The 20363-nt window shown below is 70.9% G+C and carries 18 protein-coding genes; 6 read left to right on the top strand and 12 right to left on the bottom strand.

What is annotated here, in order from left to right; translation table 11 throughout:
- Positions 1 to 10: 10 nt before the first annotated feature.
- The 4 genes from ACGFYQ_RS02580 to ACGFYQ_RS02565 are packed head-to-tail and all read right to left on the bottom strand — an operon-like array spanning position 11 to position 5236.
- Positions 11 to 670, bottom strand: coding sequence for an O-methyltransferase (locus ACGFYQ_RS02580; RefSeq protein WP_393739111.1), 660 nt, complete (start codon positions 668 to 670; stop codon positions 11 to 13).
- On the bottom strand, positions 667 to 1488 hold the full coding sequence (locus ACGFYQ_RS02575) for an HAD family hydrolase (RefSeq protein WP_393739109.1): 822 nt from the start codon (positions 1486 to 1488) through the stop codon (positions 667 to 669). The genes ACGFYQ_RS02580 and ACGFYQ_RS02575 overlap by 4 nt, the downstream gene beginning before the upstream one ends.
- The gene (locus ACGFYQ_RS02570; protein ID WP_393739107.1) at positions 1485 to 4061 is read right to left on the bottom strand and encodes a phosphoribosyltransferase; all 2577 of its coding nucleotides are present in this window, start codon (positions 4059 to 4061) and stop codon (positions 1485 to 1487) included. The genes ACGFYQ_RS02575 and ACGFYQ_RS02570 overlap by 4 nt, the downstream gene beginning before the upstream one ends.
- Positions 4062 to 4069: 8 nt before the next feature.
- A complete protein-coding gene (locus ACGFYQ_RS02565; RefSeq protein WP_393739105.1) occupies positions 4070 to 5236 on the bottom strand; it encodes an HpcH/HpaI aldolase/citrate lyase family protein in 1167 nt (388 codons plus the stop codon).
- A gap of 194 nt (positions 5237 to 5430) precedes the next feature.
- Between ACGFYQ_RS02565 and ACGFYQ_RS02560 the strand changes: the two genes are divergently transcribed.
- The gene (locus tag ACGFYQ_RS02560; RefSeq protein ID WP_393739103.1) at positions 5431 to 6219 is read left to right on the top strand and encodes a TerD family protein; all 789 of its coding nucleotides are present in this window, start codon (positions 5431 to 5433) and stop codon (positions 6217 to 6219) included.
- Between the two features lie 68 nt (positions 6220 to 6287).
- Here the strand turns inward: ACGFYQ_RS02560 and ACGFYQ_RS02555 are convergent, their stop codons facing one another.
- The 6 genes from ACGFYQ_RS02555 to ACGFYQ_RS02530 form a co-directional block, all read right to left on the bottom strand.
- Complete coding sequence (locus ACGFYQ_RS02555; protein ID WP_393739101.1) at positions 6288 to 7028, bottom strand: Tellurium resistance; 741 nt, start codon at positions 7026 to 7028, stop codon at positions 6288 to 6290.
- A gap of 148 nt (positions 7029 to 7176) precedes the next feature.
- On the bottom strand, positions 7177 to 8292 hold the full coding sequence (locus tag ACGFYQ_RS02550) for a DUF475 domain-containing protein (RefSeq protein ID WP_393739099.1): 1116 nt from the start codon (positions 8290 to 8292) through the stop codon (positions 7177 to 7179).
- A gap of 25 nt (positions 8293 to 8317) precedes the next feature.
- Positions 8318 to 8893: a TerD family protein gene (locus ACGFYQ_RS02545; RefSeq protein ID WP_393739097.1), complete on the bottom strand. Its 576-nt coding sequence runs from the start codon at positions 8891 to 8893 to the stop codon at positions 8318 to 8320.
- Positions 8894 to 9078: 185 nt separating this feature from the next.
- Positions 9079 to 9654, bottom strand: a complete 576-nt coding sequence (locus ACGFYQ_RS02540; RefSeq protein WP_266788238.1) for a TerD family protein — start codon at positions 9652 to 9654, stop codon at positions 9079 to 9081.
- Positions 9655 to 9824: 170 nt separating this feature from the next.
- The gene (locus ACGFYQ_RS02535; RefSeq protein WP_393739094.1) at positions 9825 to 10283 is read right to left on the bottom strand and encodes a peroxiredoxin; all 459 of its coding nucleotides are present in this window, start codon (positions 10281 to 10283) and stop codon (positions 9825 to 9827) included.
- A 150-nt stretch (positions 10284 to 10433) separates the two neighbouring features.
- The gene (locus tag ACGFYQ_RS02530; protein ID WP_362398661.1) at positions 10434 to 10862 is read right to left on the bottom strand and encodes a DUF3052 domain-containing protein; all 429 of its coding nucleotides are present in this window, start codon (positions 10860 to 10862) and stop codon (positions 10434 to 10436) included.
- A gap of 439 nt (positions 10863 to 11301) precedes the next feature.
- On the opposite strand from ACGFYQ_RS02530, the gene aceE reads away from it, so the two are divergent.
- Both aceE and ACGFYQ_RS02520 read left to right on the top strand, forming a co-directional pair.
- On the top strand, positions 11302 to 14034 hold the full coding sequence (gene aceE / locus ACGFYQ_RS02525; RefSeq protein WP_393739091.1) for a pyruvate dehydrogenase (acetyl-transferring), homodimeric type: 2733 nt from the start codon (positions 11302 to 11304) through the stop codon (positions 14032 to 14034).
- Between the two features lie 70 nt (positions 14035 to 14104).
- On the top strand, positions 14105 to 14911 hold the full coding sequence (locus tag ACGFYQ_RS02520) for a potassium channel family protein (RefSeq protein WP_393739089.1): 807 nt from the start codon (positions 14105 to 14107) through the stop codon (positions 14909 to 14911).
- Here ACGFYQ_RS02520 and ACGFYQ_RS02515 read toward each other — a convergent pair.
- A complete protein-coding gene (locus tag ACGFYQ_RS02515; RefSeq protein ID WP_393739087.1) occupies positions 14892 to 15272 on the bottom strand; it encodes a peptidase inhibitor family I36 protein in 381 nt (126 codons plus the stop codon). The genes ACGFYQ_RS02520 and ACGFYQ_RS02515 overlap by 20 nt on opposite strands.
- A gap of 199 nt (positions 15273 to 15471) precedes the next feature.
- Positions 15472 to 17079, bottom strand: coding sequence for an MFS transporter (locus ACGFYQ_RS02510; RefSeq protein WP_393739085.1), 1608 nt, complete (start codon positions 17077 to 17079; stop codon positions 15472 to 15474).
- A gap of 138 nt (positions 17080 to 17217) precedes the next feature.
- Between ACGFYQ_RS02510 and ACGFYQ_RS02505 the strand changes: the two genes are divergently transcribed.
- From ACGFYQ_RS02505 to ACGFYQ_RS02495, 3 genes are all read left to right on the top strand, one after another.
- Positions 17218 to 17898 (top strand): TetR/AcrR family transcriptional regulator, encoded by a 681-nt coding sequence (locus ACGFYQ_RS02505; protein ID WP_393739083.1) that lies wholly within the window; start codon positions 17218 to 17220, stop codon positions 17896 to 17898.
- Positions 17899 to 18101: 203 nt separating this feature from the next.
- The gene (locus ACGFYQ_RS02500; RefSeq protein WP_393739707.1) at positions 18102 to 19253 is read left to right on the top strand and encodes an alpha/beta hydrolase; all 1152 of its coding nucleotides are present in this window, start codon (positions 18102 to 18104) and stop codon (positions 19251 to 19253) included.
- Between the two features lie 67 nt (positions 19254 to 19320).
- On the top strand, positions 19321 to 20175 hold the full coding sequence (locus ACGFYQ_RS02495) for a DUF4429 domain-containing protein (RefSeq protein WP_393739081.1): 855 nt from the start codon (positions 19321 to 19323) through the stop codon (positions 20173 to 20175).
- Positions 20176 to 20363: the final 188 nt, after the last annotated feature.

Here is a 20363-nt window from a genome sequence, read left to right as displayed (position 1 = left end):
GCGGCAGGGCCTAGCGCTTGCGCGAGAGGGTCAGGCCGTCCGAGATCGCCAGCATGACGGACTCCATGCGGGGGTCCGCCGCGACGTGTTCGTTGAAGGCGCGGACGCCGGCCGCCGAGCCGGTGGCCGACTCGTCGAGGACCGTGCCGTGGAACAGGGTGTTGTCCGTGACGATCAGGCCGCCCGGTCGCATCCTCGGCACGAGCTCCTCCCAGTAGGCGATCTGGCTCTCCTTGTCCGCGTCCACGTAGGCCATGTTGATGTGCGGTTCCGCGGGCATCGCGCGGAGCGTGTCCAGCGCCGGGGCGATGCGCAGCTCGATGCGGTCCGCGACGCCCGCCGCCGCCCAGGCCTCCCTGCCGTACGCCGTCCACTCCTCGGAGACGTCGCACGCGATGAGGCGGCCGTCCGCGGGCAGTGCCTGCGCCATCGACAGGGCCGAGAAGCCGGTGAAGGTGCCCACCTCCACGATGTGGCGGGCGCCCGTCAGCCGGACGAGGAAGGCCAGCAGCGGCCCCTGCTCCTCCGCCGACTGCATCCCGGCGACGTCCGGGAACGTGGCGTACGTCGTCTCCACCAGCCCCCGCTGGACCTTGTCCAGTGGGGGGTTGTGGTCGAGCACGTACCGGTAGAGCTCGTCAGTGATCTTGGTGCTGTTGCCCTTGGTCATACGGTCAGTGTCGCAACCGCCCGGCCGAATGCGCGGACGATCTCCTCACCTGCCAGCACGCCCGCCGTGGGCAGGGCGGTCACCGACGGCGCCGTCCAGGCCGCGTCCGCCAGCTCGCCGTGGCCCGGGCGCCAGGCCGCGTCCGCCGCCAGCAGCAGGTCGGCGTCCAGGAGCGAGTCGCCGGCGGCCAGGGTGGTCGTGGCGCCGGTCCGGCGGGCCACCTCGCGCATCGCCGCGCTCTTGGTCAGCGGGCGGGGCACGGCATAGATCTTGCGGCCCTGGAGGGAGACCGTCCAGCCGCGCGCCTCCGACCACTCGGCCAGGGACTTGAGCCATTCGTCGGGCACCAGGGCCCGCTCGACGACCAGGTACGCGAACAGCTCCTCCGCCACCCGTGCCTTGCGCAGCCATACCGGGTCCGCCGTCGCCAGCAGGTGGGCGTGCACCTCCTCCAGCGGGGCGCACTCCTCCGCCAGGCGCGCCGCGACCTGCCGCCGCCAGTCGCGGTCCGGGATCCCGTCGACCAGCAGCTGGCCGCCGTTCGCGCAGATCGCGTACTGCGCGGGGCGGCCGGGGAAGCGGATCCGCTGGTACTGCTTGCGGGTCCGTGTCGTCGTCGGGACGAAGACGACCGACGGGTCGGCCGTCAGCTCCGCCAGCAGTCCCGCCGCCGTCTCCGTCATGTAGGACAGCGGCTTGCTCTCGTGGACCTCGACGCACAGCAGCCGGGGGGCCACCGGGTCGGGCATGGTCAGGCCGAGGGCCGCCGTCGAGTAGATGAGCGTACGGTCGAGATCACTGGCTACCAGGACAGTCACTTCGAGGCCACAGCCTTTCCGTCGGCGCCGGTGGCGCCGCGCGTGTATCGGGGGTGGATGAGCCCGACGCACGTGTAGGGAAGCCCGTCGACCTCCTCCACGGGGACCCCGCGCTGCTCGGCGAGCAGCCGTACGTGGTCCAGGTCGGCGCCCGCGCCGCGCTGCGCGAGGATCTTCCACGGCACCCGGCGCAGCAGCACCCGGGTGGTCTCGCCGACCCCGGGCTTGACCAGGTTCACGTCGTGGATGCCGTACTCCTCGCTGATCCGCTCGACCGCCGCCCAGCCCTCCCAGGTCGGCGTACGGTCGGCCGCGAGCAGCTCCTTGACCTCGGCGTCGACGGCGTCGGCCACCTCGTCGAAGCGGGCGGCGACCGTGTCGACGAAGTCGACGGAGACGTCGGCCGCGGCGAGCTCGCGGTAGAACTTGGCGCCGTGGAAGTCGGCGGGCCCGACCAGGTCGGACCTCAGCACCGTACGCGAGACGAGGCCGGAGACGGTGGAGTTGAGGCAGGCGGACGGGATCAGGAAGTCCTCGCGGGTGCCGTACGTCTCCACGCACGAGCCGGGGTCTGCGAGGACCACGATCTCCGGGTTGAAGCCCTGGAACTCGGCGAGGGCGGCGGTCAGCTCGCGCGTGATGGCGCCCTTGCCGGTCCAGCCGTCGACGAAGACGACGTCGGCCGGGTCGTGGTGGGCGGCCAGCCAGCGCAGGGCGTTGGCGTCGATACCGCGGCCGCGCACGATGGAGACGGCGTAGTGCGGAAGGTCCAGGCCGTGCCGGGCCTGGGCCCAGCGGCGCATCAGCACGCCCACCGGGGTGCCCGCCCGGGCCAGGGAGACCAGGACCGGGGAGGGGGAGCGCTCGGCGAGGACGGTCTCGGTGACGGTGCCGACCGCGCTGGCGATGCGGGCCGCCGAGGCGGTCAGGGCGCTCTGGTAGAGCTCCTGGTACTGCGGGGAGGGCTGGTACTCGACGGGCAGCGATTCGGCGTAGTGCGCGCCGCCCGCCTGTATCGCCTCCTCGCGCTCCTCGGTCGGGGCCTCCAGCTCGATGTCGGAGAAGTCCTGGAGCAGCCAGCCGACGTCCTCGGCGGCGTACGAGGAGAACGCGGGCCCGCGCAGGGGCTCGTGCGTGGTCGGCTCGGTCATGATCGGCTTTTGCTCCTGCCGGTCGGGTACGTAGGAAGGTAGGGCGGCCAGCAGGACGCGGCCGGTGTGCGGAGCCAGGCTCGCGAGCAGCCCCGACCGCAGCTCGGGGGTGTCCCCGGCGGAGTCGACGACGGCGATGACGGCGTCGAAGCCGGCGCCCGCGACGTTGTACGCGTAGCGGTCTCCGGGGCCGTCGGCCGGGGCGTCGTGGGCGGGGAAGACCAGCCGGGTACGGATGGCGTAGCCGGGGTCGTCCACGGCGAGTACGGGCGAGCGGGTGGTGGTGGAGAAGCGGACCTCGCGGGCCGCGCCCGCCTCCTCCAGGGCCTTCGCCAGGCGCAGCGGGGCGTACATCAGCTCTTCGTTGCCGAGTACGAGGACACGGCCGGGCCGGTCGCCGAGCGCGGCTGTGAGCTGGGCGGTCAGGGCCGGCATGGCCTCGTTCAGCTGTTCGCGGTGGGCGGCTGTGAATCCGTGGCGGCCGCCGTCGGGGACTCCGGCGGGCCAGTTCAGGTCGATGCGCGTGATCGGCTGCGGGCCGTCTGCTGGGGCTCCGCCCCAGACCCCGCGCCTCAATCGCCGGCGGGGCTGGATTTGCCCGGCTGCGGGCTGATCCTCGACAAGTGCCGCGGGCTGGATTTCACCAGGTGCCTCGGGATGCGCCTCGGCTAGGGCAGCGGCCTGGGCTTCGTACTCCTCGACCAGGGCCTGGCCCCTGGTCAGGACGCCGTCGGGGAGGGTGACCGTGCCCGAGGCCAGGGCTATGAGGTCCACGCGGGCGCCCAGGTCGGCGGCGAAGGCGGTGAGGCGGGCGCGGTCGGCCGGGGAGCGCATGTCGACGAGGGCGACGACCACGTAGTGCGAGCGGGGGTGGCGGGCGTGGAGGTCGCGGATGGTGTTCAGCACCGTGTTGCCGGTGGAGAACTCGTCGTCGACGAGGACCAGCGGCCCGCTGCCCGCCAGCAGCTCGGGGTCCTCGGGCAGCAGCAGGTGCGAGGTGGCGTGCGAGTGAGCCTCCTCGAAGCCCCCGGCAGGTTCCACTCCCGGCACGGGCCGGCGGGTGGAGTGCAGGTAGGGGGCAGGGCCCAGGCCGTCGGCCACGCAGTGGCCGAGCCCGGTGGCCGTCTCGGCGTAGCCGAGGACCACCGCCGAGGCGGCCCCGCCCGCGCCGAGCAGGGCCCGGACCCGCTCGCCGAGCCCGTATCCGGCGGCGTACACGGCCGCCGGGGACTGCGGGACGTGTTTGCCCAGCACCTGCGAGACCAGCAGGTGCGCCCGCTTGGGGTTGCGCCGCAGGGCCAGTCCGAGCAGCTCTGTCAGCCGCGGCCCTCCTTCGGAGTCCTCCAGGCTGATGCCCAGCCGGTCCGCGACCCACGTTCCCGACCACACCGTGTCGATCGTCTTGCCTTCCCTCGTCGTCACCGGCCCGCTCACACCTGGAGCCCGGCCGTGAGCAGGTCGACGAAGCCGACCTCCTCCTTCGCCACACCGAAGACCTCGGCGCGCAGCATGGTGCGCTCGGCCCAGGCCCGGTGGGGCTTCACCTCGTTCATCTTGTTCGTGTAGGCGGAACGCATTACTCCGCCGCCGCCGCGTTCGGGGCGCAGGATGTCCTGGGCGTCGCTGAACTCCTCGTGGGAGACCACCGACAGCGCGTGGACGGGCGTGACGTGGGCGGGGTGGATGCAGGTCTTGCCGAGCAGTCCGTTGGCCCGGTCGAGTTCGATCTCGCGCAGCAGCCCGTCCAGGTCGTGTTCGATCAGTGCGGTGCGCAGTTCCTCCACGCCTTCCGCCAGGAAGGGGCTGCGGCGCAGCTGGGGCTTGAAGAGGCGCTGCTGGCTGCGGAAGTACTCCCACACCGGTCCGGTGACGGTGAAGCCGGTGCCGTCGGCGCGGCTGAGGACGTTGACCACGTCCGCGATCACGCCTGCCACGATCTGGACGTCGTAGGCGGTCATGTCGGGGGTGCGGCGCAGGCCGTAGGCGGAGCAGAAGTCCGTGACGCCGAGCCGCAGGGCCAGGACCCGCTCGCGGTGGTCGTTGACCGTGCGGGAGATGCCGACGAGGGTTTCGGCGCGGGTTTCGAGGTGGAGCAGGTCCGGGGTCTCCAGGACGGGCATCGCGTACAGGCGGGCCTGGGCGTCGGCGGCCTCGGCCTGGGCCACGGCGTCGAGGAAGGCGCTGCCGCTGCTCTCGTTGAACTTCGGGAGTACGAATCCGGCCAGTCGCCGGGCGGAGCCGCCCAGGCGGCGCACCAGGTCGGGGATCTGCTCGGGCGTGCGGACGCGGATGAACAGGAGCGGGAGCTCGGCGGTGTCCCCGTCGAGCTCGGCGAACTGCCGGACGAGGTTCTCCTCGGCCGCGACGACGTCGCCGTCGCTGATGGAATCCTCCAGGCAGAGGACCATGGAGACGACTCCGCGGCCGGCCTGCTTGCGGATGTCCCGGGCGAGCTGGGGGCGGGTGGCGGGGCTGTACAGCGTGGCACCCAGAGCCGCCGCGAGGACGCGGGCGGGCGAGGCTCCGGTGAATTCCGCCGGTTCCTGGTGGAAGAGGTCCTTACGGACAGTGGGCGATATGTGCCCGAAGTGACGCATGTGCTTCCCCCGTACTGCCTCGGCGGCCCAACTGGCGTGGCCGGTAATAGTACGTACGAACGTGAGTCAAGAGTTCCTCAAGCACATGAAGTTCAGGTAACCCTCTTGCACCATGCCCAGCTCTCGCGTTCGGGACAAGGCCCTACGGGGGGCCGCATTGTCCCGGTCCACCCCGGGAGGGCAGGATGACGGGCATGACGCACGCGATGCAGAAGGGCTCGAACATCCCGGTGGCCGCCGTGGCGGTCCGGGCGGTGCTCCGCTGGACGGCCGGCCCCGAGGTGCCGGACGTGGACGCCTCCGCCCTGCTGGTGGGCGCCGACGGCCGGGTGCGTTCGGACGAGGACTTCGTCTTCTACAACCAGCCCCGGCACCCCTCGGGGGCCGTTTGGCGACTCGGCAAGAAGCAGCTCGGTGACGCGGTCACCGACGCCGTCCAGGCGGACCTGCGGACGGTGACCCCGGCGGTGGACCGGATCCTGGTGGTCGCCTCCGCCGAGGACGTCCCCTTCCAGCAGGTCCGCGACCTGCGGATCCTCCTCTACGACGCCACCGCGGCCGGTGGCGCAGAGCCGCTGGCCTACTTCGACGTGCGGCCCGAGACGGGCGCCGAGACGGCGCTGATCTGCGGCGAGCTGTACCGCCGGGGCGAGGGGTGGAAGTTCCGCGCCCTGGGCGAGGGCTACTCCGACGGGCTGGTGGGGCTGGCGACGGACCACGGGATCTCGGTCGACGAGAACGCCGCCGATCCCGCCGCGAGCCCGGAGGCCGGGCCGACCGCCGGACCGACCGCCGGACCCACCTCCGAGCAGACGGCCGCGATGGCCCCGCCTGCGCCGCCGGCGCCGCCGACGCAGGCCCCGCCGCCGGTCCAGCCCGCCTACGGGTACCCGCAGCCGGTGTCCCCGGCCCCCGTGCCGGGTCCTGCCGCCGACCCGTCGTTCCGGCTGCCGGTGCAGGGCCCGCAGTTCATTCGCCGCTGACGCCTCCGGCGCCGACGAGGCCGCGAGGCCACTGACGCGCCGGGCCCCGGCCCCGCCCGGGGCTCCGGTCAGGCCTTGCTGCTCTTGTAGCCCCGCCCCCACTGGAGCCCCCAGCCGTACAGCCGGTCCAGCTCGGCCTGGAACCCGTACACGAACTTCACCTCGCGCCGCACGACGAGCTCGCCCTTGACGCGCTCCAGGGAGACCACCGCGCAGGAGCGGGCCTGCGGCTGCCGCTCCTCCAGGGGGATCTCGATCCGCGGCCCGGTGACCGGGAACAGGGTGACCAGGGCGTGGGTCCGGTCGAAGGCCGGGGTCTGGTCGTAGATGTAGACGAAGACCAGCAGCCGCTTGATCTCGTCGGCGTGGTCGAGGTTGACGTAGAGCGTCTCGCCGGACGCCGAGCCGAACCGGTCGTCCCCGCTGAGCTTGACGTACGGCGGGTCGTTGATGTCGCCGAGCAGGTTGCCCAGCGGCTGGACGACGCCGCGGGTGCCGTCGGTCAGCTCGTAGAGACAGCCCATGTCGAGGTCGACATTGACCATGCCCTGGGTGTGCGCCTGCACCATGTCGGGCTTGAACAGCTTGAACGGGTGCCGGAAGAGCTGGCCGCTCTGCCCGGAGCTGCCGCCGATGTCCGAGGTGCGCATGCGCCAGGACAGGTTGACGCGCAGATTGCCGTGGACCGCCCCCTGTTTGGTGAGCGAGACCGTCGGATGTCGCTTGGTCAGCTCGATCGCGTTCGACGAGGCGCTGCCCGACTGGAACTGCACGGCGCGGCTGCCCATGATGCCGTCGAAGAAGCCCATCCCCTACCCCCCTTGATCCTTTGATCCCTTGAACCCCTGGTCCCCAGGTCCGCCGATCCTGCGATCCCTACGGAAGCGGGGCGGCCCGCCGGGTCCGTGGACCCGCCCGGCCGCCCCGCAAATGGAGCGTTCCGCATTACCGCCGCGGTCATGCCTCGGCGGTGGAACCCTCCAGTTCCAGGCGCTTGTTCCGGCGCACCGAGGACCAGAAGGACCATCCGATGAGCAGCACGCCGACGAGACCCGTGATGATCTCGTTGATCTCGTACTGGATGGTGATGAGCAGGAGCACGGCGAGCGCGCCGATGGCGTAGTGCGCGCCGTGCTCCAGGTAGACGTAGTCGTCGAGGGTGCCCTGGCGGACCAGGTAGACCGTCAGCGACCGGACGTACATGGCACCGATGCCGAGGCCGAGGGCCATGAGCACGATGTCGTTGGTGATCGCGAAGGCGCCGATGACCCCGTCGAAGGAGAACGAGGCGTCGAGGACTTCGAGGTAGAGGAACATGAAGAAGGCGGCCTTGCCGGCCATCGCGACGGCCGAGACGGGCTTGCCGCTCTTCTTGGCCGCTTCCTCGGCCTCGTGCTCGGCTTCCTCCTCTTCCTCCAGCTTGTTCTCGAAGTAGCCGGAGAGGCCGCCGACGACCATGTAGGTGATCAGGCCGAGGATGCCGGAGATCAGGACGGTCTGGCCCTTGTCCACGTGGACGCCGCCGTGCTGGTGGGCGTTGGCGGCGAAGGTCATCGAGGTGACGGCCAGGACGATCAGCGCGATGCACGCGGACAGCATGTCGACCTTGCCGAGCTTGGCGAGCGGGCGCTCCAGCCAGGCGAGCCACTTGATGTCCCGGTCCTCGAAGATGAAGTCGAGGAAGATCATCAGCAGGAACATTCCACCGAACGCGGCGATGGACGGGTGAGCGTCCGTGACGAGCTGCTCGTACATCTCCTTGTCGTTGATGGCCAGTTCCACGGCCTCGATGGGCCCGATCTTGGCGCTGATCGCGACGATCACGACGGGGAAGACCAGTCGCATACCGAAGACCGCGATGAGTACGCCGACGGTGAGGAAGATCTTCTGCCAGAAGGCATTCATCTTCTTCAGGATTCCGGCGTTGACCACCGCGTTGTCGAAAGACAGCGAGATCTCGAGGACCGACAGGATCGCCACGATCCCGAAGGCCTGCCACCCCCCGTAGAACACCGCTGCGACCAGACCGAGCGCAGTGATTGCGAACGACCAGCCGAAGGTTTTGAGAACCACTGGCACCCCATCGTCTTGTACGGCTTTACGAAACGTTGACCCCGAAGTCTAGAGCGATGCCCCTCAGGCCCGACGCGTACCCCTGCCCCACCGCACGGAACTTCCACTCACCCCCGTACCGGTAGACCTCGCCGAAGATCATCGCGGTCTCGTTGGAGGCGTCCTCGGAGAGGTCGTAGCGGGCCAGTTCCTGGCCGTCCGCCTGGTTCACGACGCGGATGAAGGCGTTGCTGACCTGGCCGAAGCTCTGCCGGCGGGAGTCCGCCTCGTGGATCGAGACCGGGAAGACGATCTTGTCCACGCGGTCCGGCACCTTGGTGAGGTCGATGATGATCGACTCGTCATCGCCCTCCCCCTCGCCGGTCAGGTTGTCACCCGTGTGTTCGACGGATCCCTCGGGGCTCTTCAGGTTGTTGTAGAAGACGAAGTACTCGTCCCCCAGCACCCGGCCGCTGTTGCACAGCAGCGCGCTGGCGTCGAGGTCGAAGTCCGCGCCCGTGGTCGAGCGCGCGTCCCATCCGAGGCCGATCAGAACCCGGGTGAGGTTCGGTGCGGCCTTGGAGAGGGAGACATTGCCCCCCTTGGCGAGTGTGACGCCCATGTTGTGGTCCTCCCCGGACGACGGTGTGGCGGTCTGGCGGTGCGGCGGGTGTGGCTGGTGGTGCCGTGCGCGGTCCCGTGCGGGCCGCGCGGTCCCGTGCGGGCGGTGCATCCCGTGCGGGCCGTAAAGCCGGTCCGGCGCCGTACACACAGTGCACGGCGCCGGACGGGTGATTGCTCTCAGGCTCAGACGTTGACGCCGAAGTCCTGCGCGATGCCGCGCAGGCCCGAGGCGTAGCCCTGGCCGATGGCGCGGAACTTCCACTCCGCGCCGTTGCGGTACAGCTCGCCGAAGACCATGGCGGTCTCGGTCGAGGCGTCCTCGGAGAGGTCGTAGCGGGCGAGCTCGGTGTTGTCGGCCTGGTTCACGACGCGGATGTACGCGTTGCGGACCTGGCCGAAGCTCTGCTGGCGGCTCTCGGCCTCGTAGATCGAGACCGGGAAGACGATCTTGGCGACATCGCCCGGGACACCGGCGAGGTTGACCTTGATCGCCTCGTCGTCGCCCTCGCCCTCACCGGTGGTGTTGTCACCGGTGTGCTCGACCGAGCCGTCGGGGCTCTTCAGGTTGTTGAAGAAGACGAAGTTCGCGTCGCTGGCGACCTTGCCCTGGTCGTTGGTCAGGATCGCGCTGGCGTCGAGGTCGAAGTCGACACCGGTGGTGGTGCGAGCATCCCAGCCCAGACCGACGATGACCGCCGTCAGGTTAGGCGCGGCCTTGGTCAGCGAGACGTTGCCGCCCTTGCTGAGGCTGACTCCCACGGGTCCTCCATTGGGTTCATGTGTGGGGCGGGGCCCCGTCGTGCGGTTGCTACCGGATCAACGTTTCGATCCTAGTGACGGGTTCCCGCCTGGGCACGGTTTTCGCAGCGAACTGCGACCGACGAGCCGACCAGGGCCGACCGGGGTCGACCACGGGCCGACGACGGGCCTCAGAGGCTGTCGAGGGCCTTGATGTACTCGTTCAGGTCACGCGCGTCGGGCAGACCGTTGACGACAGTCCAGCGCACGACGCCGTCCTTGTCGATGATGAAGGTGCCGCGGACCGCGCATCCCTTCTCCTCGTCGAAGACCCCGTACGCGCGGGAGGTCTCCCCGTGCGGCCAGAAGTCCGACAGCAGCGGGTAGTCCAGGCCCTCCTGCTCGCCGAAGACCCGGAGGGTCGGCACGGAGTCGTTGGAGACCGCGAGGAGCTGGACCTCGTCGTTCTGGAAGCGCGGCAGCTGGTCGCGCAGCTCGCACAGCTCGCCGGTGCAGACGCCCGTGAAGGCGAAGGGGTAGAAGAGCAGCACCACGGCCTTCTCCCCCCGGAAGTCGGAGAGCCGCACGGTGGCGCCGTGGTTGTCCTTGAGCTCGAAGTCCGGGGCCTTGTCGCCGACCTGGATCGCCATCTCTCGCGTCCCTTCGTTTCTTTCCTGCATAGCCGCGTTGGGCTGTTCGGGTGAGGCAAAGCCTATGTACGCCGGGGGCCGGGAACGCACACACCCCGCCGACCGGGGTCGACGGGGTGACAAAGTGTCCGCTCGGCTGCGGGGCGCGGCTCAGCGCTTGGACTTGACGGCGGTCTTGGGCGTCACCAGCTTGGTGGCGCCCCACTCCTTGCCTACGGGGAGACCCTTGGCCAGCGAGAGGCCGGCGGTCTCCGCGGCTTCCTTGATGTCGCTGGCCTCGACGTAGCCGGGGCGGCCCGTCTTGGGGGTCAGCAGCAGGATCAGTGCGCCGTCCTCGATCAGCTCGGTGGCATCGACCAGAACGTCCGCCAGGTCGCCGTCGTCCTCCCGGAACCACAGCAACACGGCGTCGGCGACGTCGTCGTAGTCCTCGTCGACGAGTTCGCCGACGAGCCCATCAACGACATCACGGAATTCCTGATCGACGTCGTCGTCGTAGCCGATCTCCTGGACCACCTGTTCGGACTGGAAACCCAGCCGGGCGGCCAGGTTCTCCGCGTGGTCCGCGGTCGCGCTCACGGGGTGCCTCCTGCTCATGTTCGGTGAATGTCTTCTGGCGGCGCGCGTACGCGCAGCATTGGACGTAGTCCACACGGGCGCGGCGGATCGCGCAAGTACCCGGCCGCCGAGACCGTCGAAACGGTGACGATTGCGGCCGTCTCGCCGCAACTTTCAGCCCCTCCGTATACACCTCGGGTGATTCATCCCACACCATTCCGGTTCATTCGTCATCGCTTCAGGACTTTCCTACCTGTTTGAGGGACGAACGGCCTTACGAAGGACGTGACCGGCTTGGGCGTAAGGTTGCGATTTGGCCGCACCTGCCTCCGACCCCTCCCCAAGGCTCCCTGCCGTCTCCAGGGATTACCCAGTGGTAGAGATGACGATTTCGGCCGAGCGTAAGACCATGGGAGGCGGCGAACCCAAGGCACGACTCCCCCGACAGCGAAGGAACAGCGTGGCTTCCGCATCCGATCGCAATCCGATCATCATTGGCGGCCTGCCGAGTCAGGTCCCGGACTTCGATCCGGAGGAGACGCAGGAGTGGCTCGACTCCCTGGACGCAGCTGTCGACGAGCGGGGCCGTGAACGCGCCCGCTACCTGATGCTGCGGCTGATCGAGCGGGCCCGTGAGAAGCGCGTGGCCGTGCCCGAGATGCGCAGCACGGACTACGTCAACACGATCGCCACCAAGGACGAGCCCTTCTTCCCCGGCAACGAGGAGATCGAGCGCAAGGTCCTGAACGCCACCCGATGGAACGCGGCCGTGATGGTGTCGCGCGCCCAGCGCCCGGGCATCGGGGTCGGCGGCCACATCGCGACGTTCGCCTCCTCCGCCTCCCTCTACGACGTGGGCTTCAACCACTTCTTCCGGGGCAAGGACGAGGGCGACGGCGGCGACCAGATCTTCTTCCAGGGCCACGCGTCCCCCGGCATCTACGCCCGCGCCTACCTCCTGGACCGGCTCACCGAGCAGCAGCTCGACGCGTTCCGGCAGGAGAAGTCGAAGGCCCCGTACGGCCTTTCCAGCTACCCGCACCCGCGGCTGATGCCGGGCTTCTGGGAGTTCCCGACCGTCTCGATGGGCCTCGGCCCCATCAGCGCGATCTACCAGGCGCGGATGAACCGGTACATGGAGGCGCGCGGGATCGCGGACACCTCCAAGTCCCACGTATGGGCGTATCTCGGTGACGGCGAGATGGACGAGCCGGAGTCGCTCGGCCAGCTGTCCATCGCCGCGCGCGAGGGTCTGGACAACCTGACCTTCGTCGTCAACTGCAACCTCCAGCGCCTCGACGGCCCGGTGCGCGGCAACGGCAAGATCATCCAGGAGCTGGAGTCGATCTTCCGGGGCGCCGGCTGGAACGTCATCAAGCTGATCTGGGACCGCTCCTGGGACCCGCTGCTGGCCCAGGACCGCGACGGCATCCTGGTCAACAGGATGAACACCACCCCCGACGGGCAGTTCCAGACGTACGCCACCGAGTCGGGCGCGTACATCCGCGACCACTTCTTCGGGGACGACCAGCGGCTGCGCGCGATGGTCGAGAACATGACCGACCAGCAGATCCAGCACCTGGGCCGCGGCGGACACGACCACAAGAAGGTCTACGCGGCGTACGCGGCGGCCAAGGCCCACAAGGGCCAGCCGACGGTGATCCTGGCGCAGACGGTCAAGGGCTGGACGCTCGGCCCGAACTTCGAGGGCCGCAACGCGACGCACCAGATGAAGAAGCTGACGGTCGACGACCTCAAGCGCTTCCGCGACCGCCTGCACATCCCGATCACGGACGCGCAGCTGGAGAACGGCGCGCCGCCGTACTACCACCCGGGCCCGGGCTCCCCCGAGATCCAGTACATGCACGACCAGCGCAGCGCGCTCGGCGGCTACGTGCCGACCCGCGTGGTGCGCGCGAAGCCGCTGGAGCTGCCGGGCGACGCGGCGTACGCGGCCGCCAAGAAGGGCTCGGGCCACCAGTCGATCGCCACCACGATGGCCTTCGTCCGCATCCTGAAGGACCTGATGCGGGACAAGGAGATCGGCAAGCGCTTCGTGCTGATCGCGCCCGACGAGTACCGCACGTTCGGTATGGACGCCTTCTTCCCGAGCGCCAAGATCTACAACCCGCTGGGCCAGCAGTACGAGGCGGTCGACCGTGACCTGCTGCTCGCGTACAAGGAGTCCCCGACCGGCCAGATGCTGCACGACGGCATCTCGGAGGCGGGCTGCACGGCCTCGCTGATCGCCGCGGGTTCGGCGTACGCGACGCACGGCGAGCCGCTGATCCCGGTGTACGTCTTCTACTCGATGTTCGGTTTCCAGCGCACGGGTGACCAGTTCTGGCAGATGGCCGACCAGCTGGCGCGCGGTTTCGTCCTCGGCGCGACCGCCGGCCGGACCACCCTGACGGGTGAGGGCCTCCAGCACGCCGACGGTCACTCCCAGCTGCTGGCCTCGACGAACCCGGGCTGTGTCGCGTACGACCCGGCCTACGGCTACGAGATCGCGCACATCGTCAAGGACGGTCTGCGGCGGATGTACGGGCCGGAGTCGGAGGACGTCTTCTACTACCTGACCGTCTACAACGAGCCGATCCAGCACCCGGCCGAGCCGGCGGACGTCGACGTGGACGGGATCCTCAAGGGCATCCACCGGGTGTCGCAGGGCACGGCGGGCACCATCGGGGCGCAGATCATGGCCTCGGGCGTGGCGGTGCCGTGGGCGCTGGAGGCGCAGCGGATCCTGGCCGCCGACTGGAACGTGCGGGCGGACGTCTGGTCGGCGACCTCCTGGAACGAGCTGCGCCGCGAGGCCGTCGAGGTGGAGGAGCACAACCTGCTCCACCCTGAGGAGGAGCAGCGCGTTCCGTACGTGACGCGGAAGCTGTCCGGCGCGGAGGGTCCCTTCGTGGCGGTCTCCGACTGGATGCGGTCGGTGCCGGACCAGATCTCGCGGTGGGTGCCCGGCCCGTACACCTCGCTGGGCGCGGACGGCTTCGGCTTCGCCGACACCCGCGGTGCGGCCCGGCGCTTCTTCCACATCGACGCCCAGTCGGTGGTCCTGGCGACGCTCACCGAGCTCGCCAAGGCCGGCCGGATCGACCGTTCGGTGCTGAAGCAGGCCGTCGACCGCTACCAGCTGCTGGACGTCGCGGCGGCCGACCCGGGCGCGGCGGGCGGAGACGCGTAGCCGTCACCCTTCCGTGGGGGCGCTGGGACACCTGTCCCAGCGCCCCTTACTCGTTCTTTACGATGCTGGCATGAAGGAACCCTCCCGCCAGGCGCACTGGGAGCGCCGTACGCAGGCCCCCCTCCTGGTGCTCGCCGTGGCCTTCGCCGTCGCCTACGCCGTGCCCATCGTGGCGCCCGACGCGGACCCGGCGGTCCACCGGGCGTGCACGCACGCGGAATGGGTGGTGTGGGGAGCGTTCGCGGTCGACTACCTGGTGCGGCTGGTGCTCGCCGGGGACCGCAGGGTCTTCGTACGGACGCACTGGCTGGACCTGGCCGCGGTGGTGCTGCCGCTGGTCCAGCCGCTGCGGCTGCTGCGGCTGGTCGCCACCTTGATGCTGGTGGGGCGCCGGGCCCGGATGGCTCCGCAGATCCGGCTGACGACCTATGTGGCCGGGGCCGTGGTGGGCCTGCTGATGTTCGGCTCGCTCGCGGTGCTGAGCGTGGAGCGGGACGCCCCCGACGGGAACATCAAGAACCTGGGCGACGCGGTGTGGTGGTCCTTCACCACCATGACGACGGTCGGGTACGGCGACCACTCCCCCACCACCGGCCTCGGCCGGGTGCTGGCCGTCGGGCTGATGCTGTCCGGGATCGCCCTGCTCGGTGTGGTGACCGCCAACATCGCCGCCTGGTTCATCGCCCGCTTCGAGCGGGACGACCAGGTGGAGCGGCTTCAGCTGGCGGCCATCCTGGAACTCCAGTCGGAGGTACGGGCGCTGCGCGCCGAGGTCGCGGCGCTGGGCGGCGGGGCGGCCGAGCCGGCCGGTCCGGCCGAGCCGGTCGAACGGCCCGCCGCCCCGGCGCCGCGCGAGGCTACGTCTCCCACACCTTGAACGCCCTGACCTGGTACGGCGACTGGGGCAGCCAGACCCCGTCGCCCGGGTAGGTCTGGAACTCGCCGGTCTCCGCGCACACCGCCGACTGGTACGTGGTCACCGGGCGGCCGGTCCGGTTGGTGAGGGACTGGGCGCTGGTCCCCGCGGGCAGGGCGGTGCAGCTGTTGATGTCCAGGGTGCTCAGCTCGTGGGTCTGCCGGGTGCCCTTGAACTCCGGCTTCGCCCACAGGCACAGCTGCCCGGTCGCGCAGGCCCCGAGCGTGGCCGGGCCGGCGGCGTGCGCCGCGCCGGACGTGCTCGGGATGAGGGCGGTGAGGGCCAGGCCGACGACGGCGAGAGTGGTGCTCCACGTACGCATGACGGGTCAACTCCTTGTGGACGGACGGGCCCCGGACCGTTTCCGGAGCTCCGCCGACACCACGCTGACCTGGGCCGATGGCCGAGCGGAAGAGGCCTCGGGCAGGTCCACCCTGATAGGCGACAGCCCCGCCGGAACCATCCGGCGGGGCTGTCGTACGTACGGAGTTGACGCCTCCGCGGGCGCTGGACCCGGGCCCTCAGACGTGTGCGGCGCCCGCCCCCGCGGCGGCGTTCTCGCCGCGCTTGGTGAAGCAGGCGACGACGGCGGCGAGGACCGCGACCACGCCGGCGACGGTGAAGGCGGTGCTCATGCCGGACACGAAGGTGTCGTGCGCGACCTTGGTGATCGCCTGCGCGACGGGCTCCGGGGTGCCCGGCTGGACGGGGGCCATGCCGACCTGGACCCCCTTCTCCACGAGGGCCTGCTGCTCCGGGGCGAGCGGAGGCAGCCCGGCCGCGCGCCAGTTGTCCCCGAACGAGTTGCCGACCGCACTGGCCATGACCGCTCCCAGGACGGCGGTGCCGAGGCTGCCGCCGACCTGCATGGCGGCCTGCTGGAGGCCGCCGGCCACGCCGGACAGCTCCAGCGGGGCGTTGCCGACGATGACCTCGGTGGCGCCGACCATGACGGGCGCGAGGCCGAGGCCGAGCAGGGCGAACCAGAGCGACATGCTGAGCGTGCCGGTGCCCGGGGTCAGCCGGGCCATGCCGAAGCATGCGGCGGCGGTGGCGACCATGCCCCCGACGAGCGGGATCCGGGGCCCGACCCAGGTGATGAGGGCACCGGCCAGCGGCGAGCCGACGATCATCATGCCGGTCAGCGGCAGCAGGTGCAGGCCGCTGTCGACCGGGCTCATGCCGTGCACGTTCTGCAGGTAGAAGGTGACGAAGAACAGGCCGCCCATGAACGCGAAGGCCATCAGCACCATCAGCACGGTGCCCGCGGACAGCGGCAGCGAGCGGAACATGCCCAGCGGGATCAGCGGTTCGGCGACCTTCGTCTCCCAGACGGCGAAGAACGCGAAGCAGAGCACGGAGGCGGCGAGGAAGAACAGGGTCTTCCAGTCACCCCAGCCCCACTCCCCGGCCTTGATCAGGGCCCAGATGAGGGAGAACATCGCGCCCGACAGCAGCAGGATGCCCAGGATGTCGAAGGAGCGCGGGGCGTTCGGGGCGCGGTGGTCGACCAGGATGAGCAGGCCCAGGATCAGCGCGACGACCCCGACGGGGACGTTGATGAAGAACACGGACTGCCAGCTGCGGTGCTCGACGAGGAGGCCGCCGATGATGGGCCCGGCGGCCGTCGAGGCGCCGATGACCATGCCCCAGATGCCGATGGCCATGTTGAGCTTCTCGGCGGGGAAGGTGGCGCGCAGCAGGCCGAGCGCGGCGGGCATCAGCAGCGCGCCGAAGAGGCCCTGCGCGACACGGGCGGCGATGACGAGCTCGACGCCGTCGGACATGCCGATCACGGCGGAGGAGAGCCCGAAGCCGGCGATGCCTATGAGGAAGGTCTGGCGGTGGCCGAAGCGGTCGCCGAGCTTGCCCGCGGTGATCAGGGAGACCGCGAGGGCCAGCATGTAGCCGTTGGTGATCCACTGGATGTCGGCGAGCGAGGCGTGCAGGTCCGCCGCGATCGCCGGGTTGGCGACGGCGACGATCGTGCCGTCCAGCGCGACCATCATGACGCCGATCGCGACGGCGAAGAGGGTCAGCCAGGGATGGCCGCGCAGGCCCGAACGGGCCGGTGCCGATCCTGGTTCCTTGGCGGGCACCTGGTCGTCGACGGTGATCTGACTAGTCATGCGAACAGGCTAGTGACAGCGACTGACACTTCACAAACGGCTCAGCGGTGCCGCCGATGTCGCGTGGGTCACAGGTAACCTGACCGCTTCACTCAGCGTCAGAAGAGCAGAAGAACATCGGAAAGGAGCCCCACGGTGATGACCGACGAGCGGCCGGCGCCGGCCGCACCGGTGGTGGCGGGACTGCGCGAGCGCAAGAAGCGGCGCACCCGGGACGCACTGCTGCGCGCCGCCCTGCTGCTCTTCATCTCGCAGGGGTACGAGCGGACCACCGTCGACGAGATCACCGACGCCGTGAACGTGTCCCAGCGGACCTTCTTCCGCTACTTCGCGAACAAGGAAGAGGTCGCCTTCGCCGTCCAGGACCTGGTCGAGTCGCACTTCTTCGCCGAACTCCAGGCCCGGCCGCCCGCCGAGGGCCCCTTCGCGGCGATGCGGGGCGCGGTGCTCGCCGCCTGGGACACCGTCGAGGAGGCCATCTCCGAGGTGGTCCCCGTCGACCTCTACATGCGCAGCTATCAGTTGATCGAGTCCACCCCGGCCCTCCTCGCCGTGCACCTGCGCCGCTCCACCGAGCTGGAGGAGCGGATCGCCCGGCTGATCGCCGCCCGTGAGGGCCTGGACGTGGACGCCGACCCGCGGCCGCGGGTGGCCGTCGCCGCGTTCTCGGGAGTGATGCGGGTCACCGGGCGGCTGTGGGGGCAGGGCGAGGACACGAGCGTGGCCGCGATCCGGCGGATGACCGAGGCGTACCTGGACCAGATCGGCCCGGCGCTGGCGGCGGATTGGCGCCGTACGCCCGCCACGGACCGGGGCTGACCGGCGGCACCGGGGTCTGCCGGGCGGGACGGCGACCGGAGTTGTGGAGCAACCCGGTCGGCCGTGAGTCCCGTCACCCGGCGCGCCGTGGCCGGAAGGCGTCTCCTACGCTGGTCGCAGTGAAACTGTCCGGCCTTGCCCACCCCACCGCCCCCGGCGCCGACCCGCGCCCCGCCGCCCTGCGCACCCTGCTCGCGCTCGCGGTGGTCTTCGTCATGCTGGCGACCACCGGATGGACGGCCGTGCACCGCCCCGAGAGCGGCACCCCGCTGCGGGCCGCGGCCCTCGCCGCCTGGGCCACGGCCCGGATCGACGGCCGCCCGGTGCCGCCCGCGGACGCCCCCGTACGGACGGTGGCCCGCTTCTTCGGCGGGCTCGACGGCGCCCAGCGGGCCCGGCTCGCCGACGGCTATCCCCTCGTGGTGGGCAACCTCGACGGGGTCCCCGCCGCCACCCGCTACCGGGCCAACCGGCTCGGCCTGGAGCGGGCCGGCCGGGTCGAGGAGGCCCGCGGCCGCGATGTCGCCCTGACCCCCGCCGACCGCGCCGCCGCCGTCCGCCGCTCGCACCGCTTCGCCTCGCTCGCCGAACCCGGCCGGCAGATCCTCGCCTTCGACCCCACCGGCGGCGGCCGCGTCGCCGAGGTCTTCGGCGACCTCGACGCAGCCCGCCGGGTCTCGGTGATCGTCCCCGGGGTCGACACCGACGTGCTCACCTTCGAGCGCACCCAGCGCCGCTTCACCGCCCCGGTCGGCATGGCCGAGTCCCTGTACGAGGCCGAGCGCGCGGCCGCGCCGGACAGCCGGACGGCGGTCATCGCGTGGGCCGGTTACACCGCGCCCACCGGGGTCGGCATGGACGCAGCCACCGGCCGGATGGCCATGGACGGCGCCGTCCTGCTCAGAGCGCTGATCATGGCCCTGCCCGGGAACTCCAGCGTGGCGCTGTTCTGCCACAGCTACGGATCGGTGGTGTGCGGGGTCGCCGCGCACGAGCTGCCGGCCCGGGTGACGGACGTCGTGGTGGCGGGCAGCCCCGGGATGCGCGCGGAGAACGTCGCCGGACTGCGCACCTCGGCCCGGGTCTGGGCCACGCGGGACGAGGGCGACTGGATCGCGGACGTACCGCACCTGGAGGTCGGCGGGCTGGGCCACGGGGCCGATCCGGTGTCCCCGGAGTTCGGCGCGCGGCTGCTGTCCTCGGCGACGGCCAGGAGTCACACCGGCTATTTCGCGCCAGGGACCGACTCGGTGGACAACTTCGCCAAAATCGGAACCGGCGCGTTCGGTTCCGTGGTCTGCGCGACCGGCGACGACGCGTGCCGCCGTGGAACTTCCGGGGCAGAGCAGGACTGACGCGCGTAGAGACGCGTAAAAGGGGCCTCGCACCGAGGGGGGACGTGCGGGGCCCCCTCCCTTTACCATGTGCCGCATGGGTGACGTACTGGCCGGAAACCATGCCGTCTGGGAGTTCGACTCGGACTCGGTGCTCATCCGCTTCGCACGGGGGATAAGAACGCCGAGGACGCCGAGACTCTTTCACGCGCTCGGCTCACGCCGGATCCCCCTGGAAGCGGTGTCCGGGGTGACCGTGACCGCCGGGAAGCGGGACACGGTGGTGCTGCGCGTCCGTCCGCGGCCGGGCGCGGATCCGCTGATGGAGGCCGCGGCGGGGCAGTTGAAGGAGTCCTGCGACCCGTACCGGCTGGTGCTGCCGGGCGAACGGGCCCCGCACGCCGCCGCCTTCGCCGAGGCGCTGCGCTTCCGGCTCGGGCCGGAGGCCGCCGAGCCGGCCGCCCGTTTCCTGGTCGACGTACCGCGGCCGCCGCTGCGCCTGAGGGCGTACGACGCGCGGGTGGGTTTCGACGGCTCGGGGGTCGTCTTCCACTGGTCCCGTACGGGCGCCACCTCCACCAAGTGGAAGGCGGGCGACCAGCGTTACCCCCTCTCGGCCCTCACCGGCGTGGAGTGGAGGTCTCCGGGCGGGCCCGGCGGACATCTGCGGCTGCTCGTGCGGGACGCCGCCGCCGATCCCCGCCCGGACCACGACCTGGCGGCCGCCGTCTTCGGCGTGGGGTACGGGGCGGCGCACGAGTCGCTGCCGTTCGCCGCGGCGGTCCTCGCCGGCTTGCGGGGCCGCGCCGCCGTGCCCGCGGTCCCCCGGGCCCGCTCCGGAGACGACCGCCTGCGGCACCTGAGCGAGCTGTACTCGGCGGGGCTGCTGACGGACGCGGAGTACACGGCCCTGCGCGACCGCTTCGCCGCGGATCCGCTGTAGCGGGGCCCATGGGGGCCGAGGCCGTGAGCCGGGCTGCGCCCGCCCTCCCAGGGGCTCCGCCCCCGGACCCCCGCGCCTCAAACTCCCCCAGCTACCGCTGGGAGGTACCCCCAGGCGGGGCTGGATTTGGCTCGCGTCCGCACGGAAGTGCGCGCTGCGGCAACCCCCCTGGGCGGGAGGATCGCCTG

The sequence above is a fragment of the Streptomyces sp. NPDC048258 genome (genome assembly GCF_043201995.1).
In the GTDB taxonomy this organism is placed as follows: domain Bacteria; phylum Actinomycetota; class Actinomycetes; order Streptomycetales; family Streptomycetaceae; genus Streptomyces.
The sequence above is the reverse complement of the archived record's forward strand: the minus strand, read 5'-3'. Positions and strand labels throughout refer to the sequence as shown.

What these genes read in the sequence shown, in the direction of transcription:
- ACGFYQ_RS02560 (WP_393739103.1), top strand. Translation starts at nt 5,431, where the DNA reads ATGACGCACGCGATGCAGAAGGGCTCGAACATCCCGGTGGCCGCCGTG.
- ACGFYQ_RS02505 (WP_393739083.1), top strand. Translation starts at nt 17,218, where the DNA reads ATGACCGACGAGCGGCCGGCGCCGGCCGCACCGGTGGTGGCGGGACTG.
- ACGFYQ_RS02565 (WP_393739105.1), bottom strand. Translation starts at nt 5,236, where the DNA reads ATGCGTCACTTCGGGCACATATCGCCCACTGTCCGTAAGGACCTCTTC.
- ACGFYQ_RS02510 (WP_393739085.1), bottom strand. Translation starts at nt 17,079, where the DNA reads ATGACTAGTCAGATCACCGTCGACGACCAGGTGCCCGCCAAGGAACCA.
- ACGFYQ_RS02535 (WP_393739094.1), bottom strand. Translation starts at nt 10,283, where the DNA reads ATGGCGATCCAGGTCGGCGACAAGGCCCCGGACTTCGAGCTCAAGGAC.
- ACGFYQ_RS02580 (WP_393739111.1), bottom strand. Translation starts at nt 670, where the DNA reads ATGACCAAGGGCAACAGCACCAAGATCACTGACGAGCTCTACCGGTAC.
- ACGFYQ_RS02545 (WP_393739097.1), bottom strand. Translation starts at nt 8,893, where the DNA reads ATGGGCGTCACACTCGCCAAGGGGGGCAATGTCTCCCTCTCCAAGGCC.
- ACGFYQ_RS02520 (WP_393739089.1), top strand. Translation starts at nt 14,105, where the DNA reads ATGAAGGAACCCTCCCGCCAGGCGCACTGGGAGCGCCGTACGCAGGCC.
- ACGFYQ_RS02555 (WP_393739101.1), bottom strand. Translation starts at nt 7,028, where the DNA reads ATGGGCTTCTTCGACGGCATCATGGGCAGCCGCGCCGTGCAGTTCCAG.
- ACGFYQ_RS02515 (WP_393739087.1), bottom strand. Translation starts at nt 15,272, where the DNA reads ATGCGTACGTGGAGCACCACTCTCGCCGTCGTCGGCCTGGCCCTCACC.
- ACGFYQ_RS02495 (WP_393739081.1), top strand. Translation starts at nt 19,321, where the DNA reads ATGTGCCGCATGGGTGACGTACTGGCCGGAAACCATGCCGTCTGGGAG.